The organism is Helicobacter pylori (genome assembly GCF_900120335.1).
Classification (GTDB): Bacteria; Campylobacterota; Campylobacteria; order Campylobacterales; family Helicobacteraceae; genus Helicobacter; species Helicobacter pylori_BU.
Genome location: NZ_LT635477.1, coordinates 12,320 through 31,529 on the forward strand (window position 1 = coordinate 12,320; position 19,210 = coordinate 31,529).

Genomic DNA, 19,210 nt, shown 5'->3' on the forward strand with positions numbered 1-19,210 from the left:
AAAGTCAAACCAAAAAAGCCCATTGGAGAAAGCATGAAAAATGATTCTTAAAAGTTCCATTGATCGCCTTTTGCAAACGATAGACATTGTAGAAGTCATTAGCTCTTATGTGGATTTGAGGAAATCAGGTTCGAATTACATGGCTTGTTGCCCTTTTCATGAAGAAAGGAGCGCGAGTTTTAGCGTCAATCAAATTAAGGGGTTTTACCATTGCTTTGGGTGTGGGGCGAGCGGGGATAGCATTAAATTTGTGATGGCGTTTGAAAAGCTTTCGTTTGTGGAAGCGCTTGAGAAATTAGCCCACCGATTCAATATAACTTTAGAATATGACAAAAGCGCTTATTACGATCATAAAGAAGATTACCACCTTTTAGAAATGGTGAGTTCGTTGTATCAAGAAGAGCTTTTTAACGCCCCGTTTTTTTTGAATTATTTGCAAAAAAGAGGGCTTAGCATAGAGAGCATCAAAGCGTTTAAATTAGGCTTATGCACGAATAGAATTGATTACGGCATTGAAAATAAAGGCTTGAATAAGGACAAATTGATTGAATTGGGCGTGCTAGGCAAAAACGATAACGATCAGAAAACCTATTTGCGCTTTTTGGATCGCATCATATTCCCTATTTATAGCCCTAGCGCTCAAGTGGTGGGTTTTGGAGGGCGCACCTTAAAAGAAAAAGCGGCCAAGTATATCAATTCGCCCCAAAATAAGCTTTTTGATAAATCCAGCTTGCTCTATGGCTATCATTTGGCTAAAGAACACATCTATAAACAAAAGCAAGTCATTGTAACAGAAGGGTATTTGGATGTGATTTTATTGCACCAAGCGGGTTTTAAAAACGCCATAGCCACGCTTGGGACAGCTTTAACGCCATCGCATTTGCCCTTGCTTAAAAAAGGCGATCCAGAAATCCTCTTAAGCTATGATGGGGATAAGGCAGGGCGGAATGCGGCTTATAAAGCGAGCTTGATGTTGGCTAAAGAGCAAAGGAAAGGGGGGGTGATTTTGTTTGAAAACAACCTAGACCCAGCGGATATGATCGCTAATCATCAGATTGAAACCTTAAAAAATTGGCTATCGCGCCCCATAGCTTTCATTGAATTTGTTTTAAGGCACATGGCGGGTTCTTATCTTTTAGACGATCCTTTAGAAAAAGATAAGGCCCTTAAAGAAATGTTAGGGTTTTTGAAAAACTTTTCCTTGCTTTTACAAAATGAATACAAGCCCTTAATCGCTACGCTTTTGCAAGCTCCTTTGCATGTTTTAGGGATTAGAGAGCCAGTTTCTTTTCAGCCTTTTTACCCCAAAACAGAAAAGCCTAATCGCCCTCAAAAGTTCGCACATGTTTCTAGCGCGCCCAGTTTGGAATTTTTAGAAAAATTGGTGATCCGCTACCTTTTAGAAGACAGGAGCTTGTTGGATTTAGCGGTGGGTTATATCCATAGTGGGGTATTCTTGCATAAAAAACAAGAATTTGATGCTTTGTGTCAAGAAAAATTAGACGACCCTAAATTAGTTGCGTTATTATTAGATGCGAATTTACCCCTAAAAAAAGGGGGTTTTGAAAAGGAATTGCGTTTGTTGATTTTGCGCTATTTTGAGCGCCAACTCAAGGAAATCCCTAAAAGTTCGCTCCCTTTTAGCGAAAAAATGATCTGTTTGAAAAAGATTCGCCAGGCCATTATGAAATTAAAACAAGGAGAATTAGTCGCCATATGAAACAAATAAAAGCTTTAGCCTTATTTAGTGGGGGGTTGGATAGTTTGTTGTCCATGAAATTACTCATTGATCAAGGCATTGAAGTAACCGCTTTGCACTTTAATATAGGGTTTGGGGGGAATAAAGATAAAAGAGAGTATTTTGAAAACGCCACCGCGCAAATCGGGGCTAAGCTCCTAGTGTGCGATATTAGAGAGCAGTTTTTTAACGATGTGTTGTTCAAGCCCAAATACGGCTATGGGAAATATTTCAACCCTTGCATTGATTGCCATGCCAACATGTTTAGGAACGCTTTTTATAAAATGCTTGAATTGAACGCGGATTTTGTTTTGAGCGGGGAAGTGCTAGGGCAACGCCCTAAATCCCAAAGGAAAGAAGCGCTCAATCAGGTGAGGAAATTAGTCAGAGAAGTGGGCGAAGAGGCTCGTTTTGATCTTATTTTAGACCGAACGCAAGCAAGCGGTGAAAAGCCTCAATTTTTAGACGAATTGCTCTTAAGGCCCATGAGCGCTAAACTCTTAGAGCCTACTTTTATGGAAAAAAAGGGTTGGGTTGATAGGGAAAAGCTTTTAGATGTGAGCGGTAGGGGGCGCACTAGGCAATTGCAAATGATCAAAGATTACGGCTTGAAATATTATGAAAAGCCGGGTGGGGGGTGCTTGCTTACGGACATTCAAGTGAGCAATAAGATTAAGAATTTGAAAGAATACAGAGAAATGGTGTTTGAAGACAGCGTGATCGTTAAAGTTGGGCGTTATTTTGTCTTACCCCATAACGCTCGTTTGGTGGTGGCAAGGAATGAAGAAGAAAACCATAAATTGGATATTCAACACCCCTTAATGGATAAGATTGAATTACTAGGCTGTAAGGGCCCTTTGAGTTTGGTGGATAAAAACGCCAGCAAAGAAGATAAAGAATTAGCCGGCCGTATCGCTCTAGGCTATGCTAAGACTTTAAAAAATCAAGCTTATCTCATTCAAATAGGGAACGAAAAGCACGAGCTTTACCCTTTGGATAAAGAGAGCGCTAGAGAGTATTTATTCGCTTAAAAGGGGGTTCTTGAGAGTTTTTAGGGGTTTTCTTTTTATGCTATAATGGAAAAAGTTCTGATCAGCGTTAAGCGATTTGCTAGGAGGTCTGTATGCAAGAGTTTTTAGGTTTTGGTGTGGTGGGGAATTTTGCAGGGCATTTGGAGCAAGCAGGAGAGAGTCATAGTTTTATTAACATGAAAAGCGAAGAAAAGGACGCTCCTAAGGGACTATTCCCTTTTTATATCCCCTATGAGAATTGCTATTTGGGGCGTTGTTGCATTAATAACCATAAGATTATTTTGCCCAATGATTTGAATTTGAAGGTGCAAGCAGAGCCAGAAATCGCTTTAGAATGCGATGTCAAATACGATGAAAAACATTTGGTAACCAAGCTTGTGCCTAATTTTTTCATGGCGTTTAATGACGCTTCTGTGCGTAATTTAGAAGCCGCAAAGCTCTCCCAAAAAAAGAATTTTTCACCAGCTTCTAAAGGTATAGGGCAGAAATTGCCTATTGATAGGTTTGTTTATGGGGGGGTGTGTAATAATTTTTCTATCGCGTCTTTTTTGAAATACAATAATGTTTGGCACGTTTATGGGGAAAACAGCAAATTGCTCAAATACGAGTTTTTTTATCAAAAACTCTTAGATTGGATCAAAGACCGACTAAACCACCAACAAGATGGCGATTCTTTAGAGGCTTTAAGACCTTTTTTAGAACGCCATAACTTCCCTACTAAAATGGTTTTTGCGATCGGGGCTACCCCTTATATGCCTTTTGCGCAAGAGCATTTCTTACAAAAAGGCGATGAGGTGGTGATTATCGCTTACAACCATTTACAATACAGCTTTGAAAAGATTCAAAACCTCTTAGAAGAGGACGCCCTACAAACCAAAGAACACGCTAATCTTTCTTATGTCTATCAAATCGTAGAGTAGTAAGGCTTTTTCTCTTTAGCTTTGCTTTTTTACCCCTTTTAAAGATAAAACCACCCCTTTTGACCCCCTTTTAGAGGATTTTTATGGTTTTTTTGAGATAATAAAGCCTTAGAAAGTTAATTAAAATTAAACAAAAGGGTTGTGATGTCCGCTCATTTTTTGAAAATCATTTTTTTAGTAGGCATGTGCGTTTCAAGTTTGTTCGCTGAAGGATTAGAGGGGTTTTTTAACGCCCTAGAAGCCCAGCTCAAAAGCCCCATCGCTAAGGGGATTTTAATGGTGATTTTCATAGGGATCGCCATTTATGTGTGGAGGAATTTGGACCGGTGGAAAGAGATCTTATTCACGATCCTTGGCGTGGTGTTTGGGATCTTCTTGTTCTTTAAGGCCCCGAGTTTAGCGAATTGGTTTATGGGAATTTTTTAATGATTATCCTATCAGCGAGCGTGAAGAATTTGCGTGAAATTTCGGTTAAAGAAAAATTTTTATGGCTGAACGCTAAATCTTATTTGATTTCTGTTTTTGCGCCTTTTATCTTGCTCCCTTGGATTGATTTATTGAGCGCTTTTTTATTGTATTTAGGGTTTTTAGCGCTCTTTAGCGCGCTGGAATTTTTTGATGAAGACATTGCAGATATTATTATCGCTAAAAGCAAAATAAAGACTAAAACCAAATGTTATAGAGCGTAGGATGTTAGAAAAGTTTTTAGGCGCTATCAAGCAAAAAGTTTCAAATTATTTTTTAGGGGCTTTGCCTAAAAGCTATTCAATGAGTGAAGAAAACAACATTTTAGGCTTGTATGATGAGCATTTTTTACTCACTAAAAACGAAAACTTAGTGGGCATTCTCCGTTTAGAGGGGGTGAGTTACACCCATTTAAGCACAGAGCAATTGCAAGATCTTTTCACCGAGCGTCAGATGGCGTTGGATTCTTTAGAAAAAGTCGTGGCGCGCTTGGTGGTTAAAAGGCGTAAAATTGATTATCAACAAAACATTCAATCTGACTCTCAATACTTGCAAGCGATCTTGAATCAGTTTGAAAATAAAGAAGTGTATGAGAATCAGTATTTTTTGGTTTTAGAAAGCACTCACTCTTTGCATGGGGTTTTAGAGCATAAGAAAAAATCTTTCATGCACGCTAATAGGGAAAATTTTAAGGATATTCTCTCTTATAAAGCGCATTTTTTGCAAGAAACTTTAAAAAGCCTAGAAATCCAGCTCAAAAACTATGCCCCCAAACTCTTAAGCTCTAAAGAGGTTTTGAATTTTTATGCAGAATATATTAATGGGTTTGATCTCCCCTTAAAGCCCCCCCTAGTAGGGGGGTATTTGAGCGATAGCTATATCGCTAGTTCTATCACTTTTGAAAAAGATTATTTCATTCAAGAAAGCTTTAACCAAAAAACCTACAACCGCTTGATTGGCGTTAAGGCTTATGAGAGCGAAAGGATCACTTCTATAGCGGTGGGAGCGCTTTTATACCAAGAAACGCCTTTAGATATTATCTTTTCCATAGAGCCTATGAGCGCGCATAAAACGCTGAGTTTTTTAAAAGAGAGAGCCAAGTTTAGCATGTCCAATCTCGTTAAAAACGAGCTGCTAGAATACCAGGAATTAGTCAAAACCAAACGCTTATCCATGCAAAAATTCGCCCTAAATGTTCTTATCAAAGCCCCCAGTTTAGAGGATTTAGACGCTCAAACGAGCTTAGTTTTAGGGCTTTTATTTAAAGAAAACTTAGTGGGCGTTATAGAAACTTTTGGCTTGAAAGGGGGGTATTTTTCCTTTTTCCCTGAACGCATTTATTTAAACCACCGCTTGCGTTTTTTGACCTCTAAAGCCCTAGCGTGTTTGATGGTGTTTGAAAGGCAAAATTTAGGTTTTAAGGCTAATTCATGGGGGAATAGCCCTTTGAGCGTGTTTAAAAATTTGGATTATTCCCCTTTTTTATTCAATTTCCACAACCAAGAAGTGAGCCATAATAACGCTAAAGAAATCGCCAGAGTGAATGGGCATACTTTAGTTATAGGGGCAACCGGAAGCGGTAAAAGCACGCTGATTAGCTTTTTAATGATGAGCGCTTTGAAATACCAGAACATGCGCCTTTTAGCTTTTGATAGGATGCAAGGGCTGTATTCTTTCACCGAATTTTTTAAAGGGCATTACCATGACGGCCAATCTTTTAGTATCAACCCCTTTTGTTTAGAGCCTAATTTACAGAATTTAGAATTTTTGCAATCCTTCTTTTTGAGCATGTTTGATCTCGCCCCTTCAAGGGATAAAGAAGCCTTAGAAGACATGAATGCGATTTCTGGCGCGATTAAGAGCCTTTATGAGACCTTATACCCTAAAGCCTTTAGTTTGCTAGACTTTAAAGAAACGCTTAAAAGAACCTCATCTAACCAATTGGGCTTGAGCTTGGAGCCGTATTTGAATAACCCCCTTTTTAACGCTTTGAATGATGCGTTCAACTCCAGTGCTTTTTTAAATGTGATAAACCTAGATGCTATCACTCAAAACCCTAAAGATTTAGGGCTTTTAGCCTATTATTTGTTTTATAAGATCTTAGAAGAGTCCAGGAAAAACGACAGCGGCTTTTTGGTTTTTTTAGACGAATTTAAATCCTATGTGGAAAACGATTTGTTGAACACTAAAATCAACGCTTTAATCACGCAAGCCAGGAAAGCTAATGGCGTGGTGGTGTTGGCTTTGCAAGATATTTACCAATTAAGTGGAGTCAAAAACGCCCATAGTTTTTTAAGCAACATGGGGACTCTCATTTTGTATCCGCAAAAAAACGCTAGGGAATTGAAACACAACTTCAATGTGCCTTTGAGCGAGACTGAAATTTCATTTTTAGAAAACACCCCTTTGTATGCCAGGCAGGTTTTAGTCAAAAATCTGGGTAACGGGAGTTCTAACATGATTGATGTGAGTTTGGAGGGCTTGGGGCGTTATTTGAAGATCTTTAATTCAGATTCTAGTCATGTGAATAAAGTGAAAGCGTTACAAAAAGACTACCCTACAGAGTGGCGTGAGAAACTTTTGAAGAGTTAGTTTAAAAAAGTCAATATCATTTTGAAGCACTCCTATTCAGATGGCTAAGGCACACAAGAAATTAGGGGACTCTGCTGTATTCCTACCCTGAAGCGTTACCCTAAAGTCCTATTGCATAGGTCCAAATAAGAGCTTAGGGATCATTTTAACCATAAAAAGCTTATGTTTTCATTAAAAATGTTATGATACGCTCAAATTAGTCAAGCAAACAAGCAAAAAAATTAAAAGGGTTAGATTGAAAATATTCGTTCTGTTGATGTCGGTAATTTTAGGAATATCATTAACAGGTTGTATAGGCTATCGTATGGACTTAGAACATTTTAACACGCTCTATTATGAAGAAAGCCCTAAAAAAGCTTATGAATATTCCAAACAATTCACGAAGAAAAAAAAGAACGCTCTTTTATGGGACTTGCAAAACGGCTTGAGCGCTTTATACGCAAGGGATTATAAGACTTCTTTAGGGGTATTGGATCAAGCCGAGCAACGCTTTGATAAAACCCAAAGCGCTTTCACAAGAGGGGCTAGTTATGTGGGCGCTACCATGATTAATGATAACGTGCGCGCTTATGGGGGGAATATTTATGAGGGCGTTTTAATCAATTATTACAAAGCGATAGACTACATGCTTTTGAACGATAGCGCGAAAGCTAGGGTGCAATTCAACCGCGCGAACGAACGCCAACGCAGGGCTAAAGAATTTTATTATGAGGAAGTGCAAAAAGCCATTAAAGAAATCGATTCTAGCAAAAAGCACAATATTAATATGGAACGCTCTAGGGCAGAAGTGAGCGAGATTTTAAACAACACCTATTCTAATTTAGACAAATACGAAGCTTATCAAGGCTTGCTTAACCCGGCGGTTTCGTATCTTTCAGGGTTGTTTTACGCTTTAAATGGGGATAAGAATAAGGGATTAGGCTATCTTAATGAAGCCTATGGGATCAGTCAAAGCCCTTTCGTAGCTCAAGACTTGGTTTTTTTCAAAAACCCTAACAGGAGCCATTTCACTTGGATCATCATTGAAGATGGTAAAGAGCCGCAAAAAAGCGAATTTAAAATTGATGTGCCTATTTTTATGATTGATTCGGTTTATAACGTGAGCGTGGCCTTGCCCAAGCTAGAAAAAGGGGAAGCGTTTTATCAAAATTTCACCCTCAAAGACGGAGAAAAAGTAACGCCCTTTGACACTTTAGCCTCAATAGATGCGGTGGTCGCTAGCGAATTCAGGAAGCAATTGCCCTACATTATTACTAGGGCTATTTTATCGGCCACTTTTAAAGTGGGCATGCAAGCGGTGGCGAACTATTATTTGGGGTTTGTTGGAGGGTTAGTAACTTCGTTGTATTCAGGTGTTAGCACCTTTGCAGACACCAGAAACACGAGCATTTTTGCCCATAAAATCTACCTCATGCGCATCAAAAATAAAGCCTTTGAAAGTTATGAAGTTCGAGCCGATTCCATTGACGCTTTTTCGTTTTCCTTAAAGCCTTGTAAAAGATCGCTTGAAAGCCCTAAAATCATTGACGCTAGGGAATTGCTTTCTGGGTTTGTAACAGCCCCACAAGTCTTTTGCTCTAACCGCCATAATATTTTATATGTGCGCAGCTTTAAAAACGGGTTTGTTTTGAGTCATTTAAAATGATTCCAAAACCCCCCAAAGGAATTTTTAGTTTTTAAGTATCGTTGGCATTAAACACAAACACGATATAATTATAAAACGATACGAAAACCTAAATTAAGGGGAAGTCATGGCTGATAGTTTAGCGGGCATTGATCAAGTTACGAGTTTGCATAAAAATAACGAGTTGCAGTTGTTGTGCTTTAGGCTGGGTAAAAACAAGGATTTGTATGCGGTCAATGTTTTTAAGATCCGTGAAGTGGTGAAATACCATGGCAATCTCACTATTATTAGCCACGAAAACAATTCGCTCGTTGAGGGGCTAATCATTATAAGAGAACTCACCATTCCTTTGATTGATATGAAAAAATGGTTTTATTATGACAGCCAGAACAAAAACAAGGATTTACGCCCTTACAGGGTAGAAAAAGAAAAAGGTGAAGACGATATTGTCATGATTTGTGAGTTCTCTCGCTGGACCATAGGGGTTAGGATCTATGAAGCGGATAGGATTTTGAGCAAGAAATGGACTGAAATGGAGCAAAGCGCTGGGCTAGGGGGATCTGCAGGCAATAACAAGCTCGTGAGCCGCACGCGCTATTTTGACGGGCGCTTGGTGCAAGTGGTGGATATTGAAAAAATGCTTATAGACGTGTTCCCTTGGATTGAAGATGAAAAACACAACGATTTAGAGACGCTTTCTAAAATCCATTCTAACCAATGCGTTTTGCTCGCTGATGACTCCCCAAGCGTTTTAAAAACCATGCAAATGATTTTAGACAAGCTGGGCGTCAAGCACATTGACTTTATCAATGGTAAAACCTTATTAGAGCATTTGTTCAACCCAACAACCGATGTGAGTAATATTGGTCTTATCATCACCGATTTAGAAATGCCAGAAGCGAGCGGTTTTGAAGTGATCAAGCAGGTTAAAAACAATCCTTTGACTTCAAAAATCCCCATTGTGGTCAATTCTTCTATGAGTGGCAGCTCCAATGAAGACATGGCCAGGAGTTTGAAGGCCGATGATTTCATCTCCAAGTCTAACCCCAAAGACATCCAGCGGGTGGTTAAGCAATTTTTGGAATTAGCATGAAAAAATACAGCGCTATCCCCACTCCTTGCTATGCGCTAGAGAGCGAACGCTTAGAAAAAAACGCCAAGATTTTAGAAATTGTACGCCAGCAAAGCGGGGCAAAGGTTTTGCTCGCTTTAAAAGGGTATGCGTTTTGGCGTGAGTTTGGGATTTTGAGGCAAAAATTGAACGGGTGTTGCGCGAGCGGTCTTTATGAGGCTAAGCTCGCTTTTGAAGAATTTGGGGGGCGAGAGAGCCATAAGGAAATTTGCGTTTATAGCCCGGCCTTTAAAGAGGCTGAAATGAGCGCGATTTTACCCCTAGCGACAAGTATTATTTTCAACTCTTTTCACCAATACGCCACCTATAAAGACAGGATTTTAGACAAAAACAAGCAATTAGAAAACTTGGGCTTAAGCCCCATTAAAATGGGTTTGAGGATTAACCCCCTTTATAGCGAAGTAACCCCAGCGATTTATAACCCATGCTCTAAAACAAGCCGGTTAGGGATTACGCCTAGCGAATTTGAAAAAGGAGTCAAAGAGCATGGCTTAGAGGGGGTGAGCGGGTTGCATTTCCATACGCATTGCGAGCAAAACGCTGACGCTTTGTGCCGGACTTTAGAGCATGTAGAAAGGCATTTCAAGCCTTATTTAGAAAATATGGCGTGGGTGAATTTTGGTGGGGGGCATCATATCACCAGGAGCGATTATGATGTGAATTTGCTCATCCAAACGATTAAGGATTTTAAAGAACGCTACCACAATATAGAAGTGATTTTAGAGCCTGGGGAAGCCATAGGGTGGCAATGCGGGTTTTTAATCGCAAGCGTGATAGATATCGTTCAAAACGATCAAGAAATTGCGATCTTAGACGCTTCTTTCAGCGCTCACATGCCCGATTGCCTAGAAATGCCTTATCGCCCTAGTATCCTTAAAATTTCTGTAGAAAACGATGAAGAAATTATTGAAGTTGAAAAGGGCGAAAATCAAGGGGCGTTTTCTTACTTTTTAGGCGGCCCCACTTGTTTAGCGGGGGATTTTATGGGGAGTTTTAGCTTTGAAACGCCTTTAAAAAGGGGCGATAAAATCGTGTTTCAAGACATGCTCCATTATACGATCGTCAAAAACAACTCGTTTAATGGCGTGCCACTCCCAAGCCTGGCTAAAATAGATTCGCAAGGCTTTAAGATCCTCAAAAGCTTTTCTTATGAAGATTATAAAAACAGGAATTAAAGCTTTAATTAAGGTTTTTAATTAAGGTTTTTAATTAAGGTTTTTAATTAAGGTTTTTAATTAAGGTTTTTAATTAAGGTTTTTAATTAAGGTTTTTAATTAAGGTTTTTTGGGGCTTGTAAAAAGACCCACGCACAACATTCCAGTGCCAAGCCCGGCCAACACCGCGCCGATGGTGTGCATGTCTAAATAAATGCGAGCGAGCATGGTTAAAGGGATTAAAGGCAAGAGCCACAAGTATTTTTTAAAAGAATAACGGCGCATTAAAAACGCCACCGCCAAACCCACCATAGACGAATGCCCGCTTGGCATGTTGAAATTACCCCCATAAGGGCGCTCGCCCAAACGCTGATCATTGATCGTTACATGGTTTAAGGCTCTTTTAGTGGTGTGCGTGAGAATGGTTGTAGCGATAGAAGCGTTAGCGACTTGAAAAAGCCCTATCGCATCTCTTTGAATCAAGGGAATCGCCACAGATAAAATCGTAGGGATAAAGCGCGCATAATGCTCGGTGAAATGAAGCGCCAAAGGCACGCTTTGGTGTTTAGGGACTTTAGGGAAAGGGATAAAAACACCCAATAAAATCAAGCCCAAACTGAGCGCTAACAAAGTTTTAGAAAAGCTTTTGGGCAGGCTTTCGCAAAATTTTTGTTTAAATAAGAATTTTTTCATGAGTGTTATTTTACTCTTTTTTGTGTTTAAGCAGATCTAAAGAAGGGCGATAAACAACGCTTGGGGTTTTAAAATCTTCAAACACCCCTAAAACGCTATGGAAAATCACATTTTGATTAATGGGGGTTTGGGTTTGGATAATGGAATGCTCCTCTTTAAAAAGATCGTTGGCATAAAGAATAAAGGGGATCTCGTATTGCTCTTTAGGGGCGATGCTTTTAGGAATGCCATGCAAATAATACGCTCCTTCGCCCAAACTTTCGCCATGATCGCTTAAATAAATCATTAAGGCGGGCTGCTTGGCGTTTTCAAGCATGCTAATGATTTTGTCTAACAGATAGTCGTTGTAAAAAATGGTGTTGTCATAGGCGTTAATCAGGCTTTCTTTGGAGCAAGAAGACAGATCAGCGCTTGAGCAATAAGGCTTAAACGCCCTAAAATTTAAAGGCACTTTGTTGTCATAGTTGGGGCCATGCGAGCCGGCAAGGTGTAAGATGAGCAAGACGTTTTCATTAGAGTGTTCTTTTAAAAGGTTGGGTAAATTATAGAGTAAGGATTCATCATAAGGGGCGATCGCTTCGCAATTGGGGCATTTTTGAATCAATTCGTAGTTTTTACGATAGCTGGTAACCTTAACGTTCTTTTCGCCGTCATTCGCGCTATACCAAAAGACTTTGATACCCGCTTTAGTCAAGTAAGTGGGCAAGTTTTCATAAACGCCCAAGCTGTTTTTAAAAGAAGAATCTAAAATGCATTCCAAACTCGCTGTCGTGTAAGTGGCGCAAGAAGTGGCGTTAAAAAGGGTGAGTTCGTGATTTTCTAAGCGTTTGCTTAATCTTGGGGTGGTGGGTTTGTGATAGCCATAAAGGGCGTAATTGCGCTTCCTGGCGCTTTCGCCAATGACTAGCACCACAAACGAATGGGAATGGTTGGGTGAAAAGAGAGGGAGCGGCTTGATAGTGGGGGCGAAAAATTTAAGAGCGCTCACTCTAAAAGCGTTCACGCTATAAGCGAAGGGCAGGATTAAGCCCCCTATGAATTTCGCATGCTTGTCAAACCACAGCCAATTTTTAGCGTTCATAAAAGCGCTAGCGATAAAGATAAACACTAACGTCAAGATCGCTAAGAATGGCGCTTTTTTAGAAGAATTTTTAAGGGGGATTTTATAGATGACATAGCCAGGCAACACCCCAAAAACAACGATAAAAACGAATAATTTAACGCTCAAAAAGCCTAAAACTTCATGCGTGTTGGTGTTTAAGACATTGCCCATCATGCTCTTATTTAAAAACACCTTATAAGCGCTAATGAAATAGAAAGCGACAGAATTGAGCCAACTAAAAACTATCGCACTCCAACGCATCAAAGAAGCAGAGATCAAGCCTAACGCCAAAAAGAGAGCGCCATTAACGCAAAAAAGCACGATAACCATCATGGCTATAAAACTAACCTGGTTGCTTTCTTTATAAACGTAAGCGAATAAGGGGAAATGGTATAAAACGCCAAAAATAAGGCTATAGAGCAAACCGGCTTGCAGACAACTTAGGGGCTTTAAAAACTTCAGATGGAATAATGATGTCAAACACGCCCCTTAAAATCAATCAATCTTAGGATTATATCGTAGGTATGGGGATTTTATGGTTTATTTTAAGGGTGGAAAGCGTTTTTTAGGGTGGTTGCGTTTAAGAGTTTTAAAGCGCGTTTGTTGTAGGGTTTCATCACGCCCCATAGTTAGGATATGGGGCAAATCCAAATAAGGAGCATGCCATGAAGCGTAAAAGTGGCAAACGCTCTTGGAAAGAATTATACTTTGAGTTCACTTTTTTTGGGCTTAAAGTGGTGGTTTCAATGAAACGCTAATTTCTAAGAGCGTTCCCTAAGCCTAAAAAACTTAGGGGTTTCCTTATGTAAAGCGGGTTTGCCCTTGACTTTTGGGGCGTTTTCATTGGGTTATAAAAATGATCGCTTGAATAACGCTAATTTTTATTTAGATTGTAAAAAACGCCTTTGAGTGTTTTTTGTGATTAACGCTTGAAGTCAAAAAACTTTGTTTGGTGGAAAAAATTAAAAAAGTTTAGAAAAATAAAAGCTTTATGGAAAGATTAAAAAGCGAGTGAGAAGTCAGCGAAAAAAGATTAAACCCCCTAAAAAAGAGAGGGTTCAAAAAAGAAATCCCTTAAAAAGGGGGTTTTTAAGCTTTTAGTAAGCGAACACATAGTTGAGATACACGCTATAAAGCCTTCTGTATTGCAAGGTAGTGCCTAGCAAAGAATAGTAATTCGTGTTGATCGTGGGGATCTTCACGCCTAATTCCATGCCATGTTGCGCGCTATGATCAGCGCCTCTCCTCTTATTTCTGGCGAGATTGGTCCTTAAGCCCAGATTGAATAAGAATTGGAAATTCGCCGTGTTGATTTTGGCCTTATAGTAATTGTTCACATTCGCCAAATTCACATACTGAGAATTAAGCCATGAAGTCCCGGCTAAGGCGATACCGCCAAACGCGCCAAAAGAAATCTTATTGTGTTTAGTGGCTTTATCGTTGATGAAATTCACTAACAAATCGCTCCCCACGCCATAAGTCCAAACATCAGAAGAAGCGTTGAAAAATTGGGATTTGTTATAGGTGTGGTTGTAATCCACAAAGCCGTAATACCTTGCGCCCCATCGTTTGTTTTTCCCAAAGAATTGCTTATAGCCCACTTGAAAGCCGATCCCATTCATCGCGCCGTTATTGGTGGTAGAAGCGGCGATTAAGCCGGCGCGCCTGAAAGGGTTACTGCCGAGTTCCTGACTCCTAGATTGCACTTGAGAATGGATATTGGAGTCAATATAGTAGTTATCCTGTATGCCTTGCGGGCTATTAGGGTTAGTCTTTTTGCTCACCACATTTTGTAAAGATTGCGCATCAGGCAAGCTAGAGAGCGCCGCTGTGATGCTGTCATAGTGTTCGCCTAGCTTTTGATACTGACTGCTGAAATTCGCTAAAGTGTAGGCGAGGTTGCGCGCGTTATGGATTCGCTCGGCTTGGTCGCCAAAATGAGCGATGCTGTCTTTTAAATTCGTTACGGTCTCTCCCACATACGCGCAACCGGCTCCCCAAGTGTTATCAGTTACCGTGCCGGATGGCGTGCCACGGAGATGGCCATTTTGCACTTCATGGCACACCCCTAAAGAGTCTTTTACAAAGGCTTCAGGGATTCTTTCAAAGTCTTTCACCACTGCTTGGGCGCGGTTTAAAATCTCCGCTTGCGCTTTAGCGTTAGCGAACATGCTTTGGGCGAAGTTGGCGTCTTTATAGGGGTTGAATGTCTTCCCGGTGTCTAGGTTGCGCTGGTTTTGCGCGTTTGCAGCAACGATCTTGGATTGCTCTACGGCTATTGCAGCGTTTTTGATCATGTCTTGAATCGCGCTGATTTCATTTTTAAAAATCCCGCACGCGCTCCCATCGCCTTTCAAATATATTCCTTCCCATAAACTACCACTACTCGCACCACCTGCACCACCATTATTGATCCATGGGCATGCGCTATTAAGGGTAGTTATAATGGTGCTAGCCTGTTCTAAAAGAACTTGAGCGTTATTTTTTGTAATAATTTCTTCTCCATTATTATTCGTATTCGTGTTTCCATTATTTTTATTGATTGTGAATTTGAGTTCTGTGTTGGTGTCGCTTAAGGCAGGAATATCTTTTCCGCTGCTCCCAAAAGCCTTTTGGATGATTTGATAAGCTTTATTGATTTTCGCGTAATTTTCGGTGGATAAAATGCTGTATGGTCCTGGTTCATAACCAGTAGTGCCACAAGTAATGGTAGTGCCTCCCCATTGATTTGATGGCGTGTTGTGGAAAGTTTGAACGCCTCCATTTTTGCTTGTGTCTTTACCGGGACCACAAGGGCTGATCGCATAGCTCATGACTTGCCACAACCCCGCTGCCGCATTCAAGGCTAAAAGCACGGCTTGATACGCCGGGGAATTCTTTTTGTCATTGATTAAATTCTTCGCACTAGCGTTCAAATTGCCCCTTGCGTTATTGATAGCGTTGGGGTCGGCGGACTGCCTGATGAGAGCGTTTAGGACGCTATAATTCGTTAAAAGATTGTTCAATCTTTCATAGCTGTCTGAAAGATCTTGAATGCCTTTGGTGTTTTTCACCATTTGAGCGGATTCGCCGATTTGATAGCCGGCGCTTACAAAAAAGCCGTTGTCTTCAGCGCTTAAAGCGGAAACTAAAAGCGAACCTAAGGTTAATGACAGAAATTTTTTCTTCATGTTTTCTCCTTTACTTTATTAAAATAAGATTGATTTTGTCCGTAAATCTTGCGGAAGTGTGTATTTAAGTAAGACCATACCGCAATATTTCGTTAATATAGTATAAATTAATGGTATTTTGATATTAATTGGGCGTTTTTGCCCTTTCAAAAAAAAAAAAAAAAGGTTTTTGTGGAGTTTCTAAACAAATATTAAACCAATAAAGGTCATTTTAAAAGAAATGAGGTTGTTTGAATGGGGGTAGCTATAAAAAAAAGGGTTTTTAACTTTGGTTGTTTGGTTTGATTGCTTGAGATTTGTTCGTAATAAAGCGGTTTTAAAAGAAATGAGATTGTTTGAATGGGGGTAGCTATAAAAAAGGGGGTTTTTTTAACTTTGGTTGTTTTAGATTTGTTTGTAAAAAGGATTTCTTCTAAAAAATGAGATTTGATTGCTTGAGATTTGTTATAAAAAGGATTTTTTCTTTAGATTTGTTGTAAATTTTGTTATAAAAAGGATTTTCTTAAGGAGATAGACTTAAGGAGATAGAAAGGTTTTGCAATCATTTCCCCCAAAAACTCAAGGGTTTTTTTAAAAAAAGCGGTGGTTTCAATAAAACGCTAATTTCTAAGAGCGTTCCCTAAACCTAAAACACTCAAGGATTCTTTAAAAAAGTGGGGTTATCCTTGAGTTTTGGGGCGTTTGCATGCGGTTAGTAAAAAGCTTGATGCGAGATCCTCACTCTTTTAAATGAGCTTCTCACTCTTTTAAAAAGGCTTTGAGCGTTTCTTAAAACTATCATCAACGCTCTGTTAAAACAAAGCCTAGCCTAACATTAATCCCCTACATAAACTTGTCTTGGGCGTGTGATCCTAGCTTGCGGGCTTTTGACATGCTCTAATAGTTGAGCGCACCAGCCCACGGTTCTGCCAATGACAAACACCGGCGTGAAGAAACGCACTGGGATTTTTAAAGCCCTTAAAATGGTGCCAGAGTAAAAATCCACATTGGGGTAGAGATTCCTTTCAATGAAATACTCATCTTTTAGGGCGATTTCTTCCACTTTCGCAGCGATTTCGCTCAACCTCTCGTCCATTTTAACGCCTTTTTGGTGCAGTTCGTCTTTTAGGCCTTTTAAGATTTTGGCACGCGGATCGTAGCTTTTATACACCCTATGCCCAAAGCCCATGAGTTTGAAATTGTCGTTTTTGTCTTTCACGCGTGCGATATATTTATCCACATTTTTCACATCGCCGATTTCTTCTAATTGTAAAAGCACTTTTTCATTCGCTCCGCCATGCAAATGCCCCCATAAAGCGCTAATGCCCGCGCTAATGGCGGCATAAGGATGTACGCCGGTGCTAGCGACATTCCTTACCGTGGTAGAAGAGGCGTTTTGCCCATGATCGGCGTGCAAAGTTAGGATTTTATCAAAAGCTTCCACTTCTAGGGGCGTGATTTCCACTTCGCCTTGAGTGGTGTGTTTTAAGCGGCTATAAGGGTAACCTCTCAGCATGAAAAGGATATTTTCCACATAAGAGCGCGCGATATCCGGATAAATGATGGGTGCTCCCACTTCATTACGATAGCAAATAGCCGCAAGCGTGGGGATTTTAGCGACAATCCTTCTGGCCATAGTCTGGTAATCTTCTTCAGTGTGCATGTTTTGGTGCGTGGAATAAAGGGTGGATAAAATAGACACTCCGCTAGAGAGTTTCGCCATAGGGTGGGCGTTGCTAGGGAAAGCTGAAAACATGTTCAATAAGCTCTCATGCACAAAACTCCTGTGGCGTAATTCCAGTTCAAATTCCAAGCTTTCATCTTGATTTTTGGGTAATTCCCCTGTGAGTAATAGCCTGCACACATCCACATATTTGTATTTGGCGACTAAATCTTCTATCCTATGCCCTCTGTAATACAATTCGCCTTTTTTGCCATTGATATAGCTGATTTTAGATTGGCACCCAGCGGTAGAAGAATATCCTGGATCGTAGGAAAAAAACCCGGTCGTTTCAAAAAGCTTGGAAAAATCCACCGCTTTAGGCCCACGAGTGCATTCAATCGTTTCAAATTCATAGCGTTCATTATTTTCATTATTGATTAAAGTAACAGACATTGTGATTTCCTTAAGTTTTGATAGTATCCAACTCCTAATTATAAGCCAAAAAATTAAATGATTTCTTTTAAAAACATTTCGTTTTATTTCAAGTTATTTCCAACCGCTACTTTTAAACACGCATTCAAAAAAAGATTTTTAAGGGTTATATAGTATTTTTGCGCTAGTATAGTTACTCAAACTTTAGAAAAAGGATAGACAATGGCTTACAACCCTAAAATTTTACAAAAACCTAAAGAGGGCGAAGAAATTACGATTAAAGACGGCAAATTGCATGTGCCAAACCACCCCATTATCCCTTTCATTGAGGGCGATGGCATTGGATCAGACATTACCCCGGCGATGATTAAAGTGGTGGATAGCGCGGTTCAAAAGGCTTATAAGGGCGAGAAAAAAATCGCATGGTATGAAGTGTTTGTGGGCGAAAAATGCTATCAAAAATTCAAAGACCATAAAGAGTTAAGCCCTGAAGAGCAATGGCTCTTACCGGACACTATTGAAGCGATCAACCACTATAAAGTCTCTGTTAAAGGGCCTTTGACCACGCCTATTGGTGAGGGGTTTAGATCTTTGAATGTGGCGTTACGCCAAAAAATGGATTTGTATGTGTGCTTGAGACCGGTTCGGTGGTATGGGAGTCCTAGCCCGGTGAAAGAACCACAAAAAGTGGATATGGTGATTTTTAGAGAAAATTCTGAAGACATTTATGCGGGCATTGAATGGCAAGAAGGCAGCGCGGAAGCGAAAAAACTCATCCATTTTTTACAAAATGAACTAAAGGTTAAAAAAATCCGCTTCCCTGAAAGCAGTGGCGTAGGGATAAAACCCATCAGTAAAGAAGGCACAGAGAGGCTAGTGAGAAAAGCGATTGAATACGCGATTGATAACGACAAGCCAAGCGTGACTTTTGTGCATAAAGGCAACATCATGAAATACACTGAGGGGGCGTTCATGAAATGGGGCTATGCGCTCGCTCAAAAAGAATTTAACGCTCAAGTCATTGATAAAGGCCCATGGTGTTCTTTGAAAAACCCTAAAACCGGTAAAGAAATCATCATTAAAGACATGATCGCTGACGCGTTTTTGCAACAAATCTTATTGCGCCCTAGCGAATACAGTGTCATTGCGACCATGAATTTGAATGGGGATTATATCTCTGATGCGTTAGCGGCGATGGTGGGGGGTATTGGTATCGCTCCTGGGGCTAATCTCAATGACACGGTGGGCATGTTTGAAGCCACCCATGGTACCGCTCCTAAATACGCCGGGCTGGATAAAGTCAATCCGGGGTCTATTATTTTGAGCGCAGAAATGATGTTAAGGCATATGGGTTGGGTGGAAGCGGCTGATTTGATCGTTTCTGCGATGGAAAAAGCGATTAAGAGCAAGAAAGTCACTTATGATTTCGCTCGTTTAATGGATGGGGCTAAAGAAGTGAAATGCTCTGAATTCGCTAGCGTGATGATTGAAAACATGTGAAAGAGCGTTTTTTAG

Annotated in this window: 14 protein-coding genes and 1 other RNA gene; 10 read left to right on the forward strand and 5 right to left on the reverse strand. The window is 40.1% G+C overall.

Annotated features, from left to right (window positions below):
- Window positions 1-40: 40 nt before the first annotated feature.
- The 6 genes from dnaG (at window position 41) to CS889_RS00120 (ending at window position 6,746) form a co-directional block, all read left to right on the forward strand.
- Window positions 41-1,720, forward strand: coding sequence for a DNA primase (gene dnaG, locus CS889_RS00095; RefSeq protein ID WP_089086464.1), 1,680 nt, complete (start codon window positions 41-43; stop codon window positions 1,718-1,720).
- Window positions 1,717-2,769: an MnmA/TRMU family protein gene (locus CS889_RS00100; protein ID WP_089086465.1), complete on the forward strand. Its 1,053-nt coding sequence runs from the start codon at window positions 1,717-1,719 to the stop codon at window positions 2,767-2,769. Before dnaG ends, CS889_RS00100 begins: the two co-directional genes overlap by 4 nt.
- Before the next feature lie 92 nt (window positions 2,770-2,861).
- Entirely contained in the window at window positions 2,862-3,689 is an 828-nt protein-coding gene (locus CS889_RS00105) for a DUF5718 family protein (protein WP_001154942.1), read from the forward strand.
- 144 nt (window positions 3,690-3,833) lie between these two features.
- Complete coding sequence (locus CS889_RS00110; RefSeq protein WP_001272686.1) at window positions 3,834-4,115, forward strand: TrbC/VirB2 family protein; 282 nt, start codon at window positions 3,834-3,836, stop codon at window positions 4,113-4,115.
- Window positions 4,115-4,378 (forward strand): hypothetical protein, encoded by a 264-nt coding sequence (locus CS889_RS00115; RefSeq protein ID WP_000584948.1) that lies wholly within the window; start codon window positions 4,115-4,117, stop codon window positions 4,376-4,378. The genes CS889_RS00110 and CS889_RS00115 overlap by 1 nt, the downstream gene beginning before the upstream one ends.
- Before the next feature lies 1 nt (window position 4,379).
- Window positions 4,380-6,746: a VirB4 family type IV secretion/conjugal transfer ATPase gene (locus tag CS889_RS00120; RefSeq protein ID WP_089086466.1), complete on the forward strand. Its 2,367-nt coding sequence runs from the start codon at window positions 4,380-4,382 to the stop codon at window positions 6,744-6,746.
- 30 nt (window positions 6,747-6,776) lie between these two features.
- Here CS889_RS00120 and ffs read toward each other — a convergent pair.
- Window positions 6,777-6,874, reverse strand: an RNA gene (gene ffs / locus CS889_RS00125) — signal recognition particle sRNA small type.
- Between the two features lie 176 nt (window positions 6,875-7,050).
- Here ffs and CS889_RS00130 point away from each other — a divergent pair.
- From CS889_RS00130 to nspC, 3 genes are all read left to right on the forward strand, one after another.
- The gene (locus tag CS889_RS00130; protein WP_001876830.1) at window positions 7,051-8,391 is read left to right on the forward strand and encodes a COG3014 family protein; all 1,341 of its coding nucleotides are present in this window, start codon (window positions 7,051-7,053) and stop codon (window positions 8,389-8,391) included.
- Window positions 8,392-8,497: 106 nt separating this feature from the next.
- Window positions 8,498-9,463, forward strand: a complete 966-nt coding sequence (cheV1, locus tag CS889_RS00135) for a chemotaxis protein CheV1 (protein ID WP_000785482.1) — start codon at window positions 8,498-8,500, stop codon at window positions 9,461-9,463.
- On the forward strand, window positions 9,460-10,677 hold the full coding sequence (nspC, locus tag CS889_RS00140; RefSeq protein ID WP_000760798.1) for a carboxynorspermidine decarboxylase: 1,218 nt from the start codon (window positions 9,460-9,462) through the stop codon (window positions 10,675-10,677). The genes cheV1 and nspC overlap by 4 nt, the downstream gene beginning before the upstream one ends.
- 99 nt (window positions 10,678-10,776) lie before the next feature.
- On the opposite strand, the gene lpxE is transcribed toward nspC, so the two are convergent.
- The 4 genes from lpxE to CS889_RS00160 form a co-directional block, all read right to left on the reverse strand.
- Window positions 10,777-11,310, reverse strand: a complete 534-nt coding sequence (lpxE, locus tag CS889_RS00145; RefSeq protein ID WP_231628461.1) for a lipid A 1-phosphatase LpxE — start codon at window positions 11,308-11,310, stop codon at window positions 10,777-10,779.
- A 49-nt stretch (window positions 11,311-11,359) separates the two neighbouring features.
- Complete coding sequence (gene eptA, locus CS889_RS00150; RefSeq protein WP_089086468.1) at window positions 11,360-12,931, reverse strand: phosphoethanolamine--lipid A transferase EptA; 1,572 nt, start codon at window positions 12,929-12,931, stop codon at window positions 11,360-11,362.
- 617 nt (window positions 12,932-13,548) lie between these two features.
- On the reverse strand, window positions 13,549-15,621 hold the full coding sequence (gene sabA, locus CS889_RS00155) for a Hop family adhesin SabA/HopD (protein ID WP_089086469.1): 2,073 nt from the start codon (window positions 15,619-15,621) through the stop codon (window positions 13,549-13,551).
- Window positions 15,622-16,435: 814 nt separating this feature from the next.
- Window positions 16,436-17,716 (reverse strand): citrate synthase, encoded by a 1,281-nt coding sequence (locus CS889_RS00160; protein ID WP_000117399.1) that lies wholly within the window; start codon window positions 17,714-17,716, stop codon window positions 16,436-16,438.
- Window positions 17,717-17,917: 201 nt separating this feature from the next.
- On the opposite strand from CS889_RS00160, the gene icd reads away from it, so the two are divergent.
- The gene (gene icd, locus CS889_RS00165) at window positions 17,918-19,195 is read left to right on the forward strand and encodes an isocitrate dehydrogenase (NADP(+)) (protein ID WP_089086470.1); all 1,278 of its coding nucleotides are present in this window, start codon (window positions 17,918-17,920) and stop codon (window positions 19,193-19,195) included.
- Window positions 19,196-19,210: the final 15 nt, after the last annotated feature.